The sequence below is a fragment of the Moorena sp. SIO4E2 genome, assembly GCF_010671945.1.
Taxonomy (GTDB): domain Bacteria; phylum Cyanobacteriota; class Cyanobacteriia; order Cyanobacteriales; family Coleofasciculaceae; genus Moorena; species Moorena producens.
Map to the genome: position 1 here is coordinate 1 of NZ_JAAHIE010000855.1, position 2,463 is coordinate 2,463.

The window sequence follows — 2,463 nt, forward strand, 5'->3', positions numbered from 1 at the left end:
GGTGCTTTTGATTTTAGTCTGCCTTTGCTTTTTGAGCTTTTGGTATGTCAGTCCCGGACTCAGCAAGCTTTGGTCTCCCCGTACTCAGGAACTTTTGGGAGATATTGCCCAAGGGTCATTTCCACCACAAATTAATGGATTGCAATTCCCACAGTTATTGACTCTCTCCATCCAAACCCTTGCCATGTCGATACTAGGGATTGCTGGTGCTGGTATTGCTGGGATGGTGCTGTCTTTTCCAGCAGCCCATAATTTTCTGCTTCCTGGTGGATTGCTCAATCCCAATCCTAAGGCATTAACTATTGCGTCGGTACAAGGTTGGACAATACTGGTGCTAACTCGGATAGTCCTACTCTTTTGCCGAGCCATTCCCGCACCGATTTGGGCAATAGTAGCCCTGTTTGTCCTGTTTCCTGGAATTTTACCTGGTGCGATCGCACTCGGATTAAACAACCTCGGTATTCTAGGCAGATTAATGACAGAAACCAATGAAAACCTGGAAAAGCCTCCTTTAGAAGCCTTGAAAGCCCAGGGAACTCCGGGAACGCTACTGTTTCTCTATGGAATACTGCCGATTAACTTGCCCCGTTTCCTAGCTTATATCCTCTATCGCTGGGAAGTCTGCATCCGGGAGACTGTCATGGTCGGATTAGTAGGAGCTGGAGGGTTAGGTCTGTTGCTGACCGAACAATTGAGTAGCTTTGACTATAGCAGTGTAGTGGTAACCAGTAACCCCAGATTTCTCACAAACTTGAGAAACCATGACTAGGACAAAGTATTTCGACACAACTATACCGATATCAAAATCCTTGATCTCCCAAATTCTTCCCCATACTTGAATTAACTTGAATTAACTTCACCGCATCACCCCATCACCCTATCACCCCATCACCCCATCTCTGAGTGAACCAACTCTCTAGCTATTTTTATTCGCACAAAAGAAACTATTTGTCGATGATTTACGTCACCTGACCTTATGACAATTGTCACAACCCCTATTACCACAGGATCACCTACGATCGAAGAAAAATTCAGGATACTGAAGATAGGGGTAACTACTTAATAACGTTACTACTAGATGACGTTGCTACTAGAGGAGTGTAAAATGTTAGAAAAACTTATCTTAGCTATAACCTTCACCTTAGTACTTTATTTATCTTCAGATTTCGGTTTAATCAGCACCGACTCAACATCTTCTGCTCCTCCGGCATCAGACCTGACAGAGGAAGTTGTGAGTCACTTACCATCAAACTGACATCTGACACTATTCCATTAATCCTTTTTGTCACCCTTTTAGGACTAAATCCGCTTTATTTTTTCAGTGATTTGTGTAATTTGTTGGTAATTTGTTCCCATAAGCTCTTCTGAGTTTTAGTCTGCAAAGACTCATCCTCTGGCATAGGTTCATTCAAATAGCGGTAATGTTTCCAGATATCCCAGTAAGGACAACCAGGCTGAATACGAATACCAGCCCAGTGTAGATATTGTAGGGGTTGATTCAAATTTGGATCAATAAGTCGTACTCCTTGGGTTTGAAATTGTTTACTACCTGCCCAATTTCCTGGAGCTCCCCCTGGTCTACGCACAATATTAAATCGGTGGTGCATCTGCTTCAATATCATATAGTTGATAATCGGCTGATCGGAGGTTTTCTGGGAAAAGTCAAAGTACTCGGGATGAGCCGCACACTCAGCAAAGGTTTCATATAAGGTTTCTTCACTAATCTTATTTTTCTTGGCTCCCCAAAACCCCCCATTAAAGATATCCTTCAGTTCCGCTTCACTAAAAATCTTATCTTCAATAACTTTAGGGGTGAAAACATTGGTGATTCCCCCGACATGCTGGTAATCACAGCAAATAAAATCATAGTCAGCCAGGTAGTTAAGATTATCAGCTATCTTCTCAAAAACAACTATATCGGTATCGATATAAATAAATTCATCAAAAGTTCCAAACCAGCAAGCCTGTTTCCGGAACTGATTCGGCCTAGCAAAAAATCCTTCCCCGAAAATTTCGTGTAGCTTAGTAGACAGGCGTTCGATAAACTCCAAATCTGGATAAATCTCTACTCCATAGGACTCTTGGAGAATTTGGACGACGTTTTGATAATTGTCATCATAGGGAATCAAAACAATTGGGGTATCGCTATCATAACAGCGGATACTATTTAGTAACGCAATAGACTGCTCAATCACCCGGTCATTAGCAGTGATGTAAATTCCACGATTCATAAAATCTGCCTCAACGAGTGAATCCTAACTTCTTGAATACTTGAGCGGTTAAACTAGGAGGCTGGTTGTAAGGTTTAGCTTTAGTGGTAAACTGAGGACGTTTCTCTGGTTGATGATAATATCGGTAATGTAAGAAAATATCCCGGTAGGGAAAGTCAATATTATCCCCAGCACACAGTTTATTGAAAACTTTTGACTTGATTCCAATGTAATGAAGATAAGTCAGCCGATT

General features: G+C 41.7%; 3 protein-coding genes and 1 pseudogene. 2 read left to right on the forward strand and 2 right to left on the reverse strand.

What is annotated here, in order from left to right; all coding sequences use genetic code 11:
* Together F6K37_RS38135 and F6K37_RS38140 are read left to right on the forward strand one after the other, a co-directional pair.
* Positions 1-769 (forward strand): PhnE/PtxC family ABC transporter permease (locus F6K37_RS38135; protein WP_287256276.1); only part of this gene is annotated, 769 nt, incomplete at its 5' end.
* Positions 770-1,105: 336 nt separating this feature from the next.
* A complete protein-coding gene (locus F6K37_RS38140; RefSeq protein WP_287256278.1) occupies positions 1,106-1,255 on the forward strand; it encodes a QAALIT motif small membrane protein in 150 nt (49 codons plus the stop codon).
* 55 nt (positions 1,256-1,310) lie between these two features.
* Here the strand turns inward: F6K37_RS38140 and F6K37_RS38145 are convergent, their stop codons facing one another.
* Both F6K37_RS38145 and F6K37_RS38150 read right to left on the reverse strand, forming a co-directional pair.
* Positions 1,311-2,231, reverse strand: a complete 921-nt coding sequence (locus tag F6K37_RS38145; RefSeq protein WP_008184340.1) for an Npun_R2821/Npun_R2822 family protein — start codon at positions 2,229-2,231, stop codon at positions 1,311-1,313.
* 10 nt (positions 2,232-2,241) lie between these two features.
* Positions 2,242-2,463, reverse strand: a pseudogene (locus F6K37_RS38150) (Npun_R2821/Npun_R2822 family protein); the annotation flags it as partial.

Coding starts and splice junctions, on each gene's coding strand:
- F6K37_RS38140 (WP_287256278.1), top strand. CDS start 1,106: ATGTTAGAAAAACTTATCTTAGCTATAACCTTCACCTTAGTACTTTAT.
- F6K37_RS38145 (WP_008184340.1), bottom strand. CDS start 2,231: ATGAATCGTGGAATTTACATCACTGCTAATGACCGGGTGATTGAGCAG.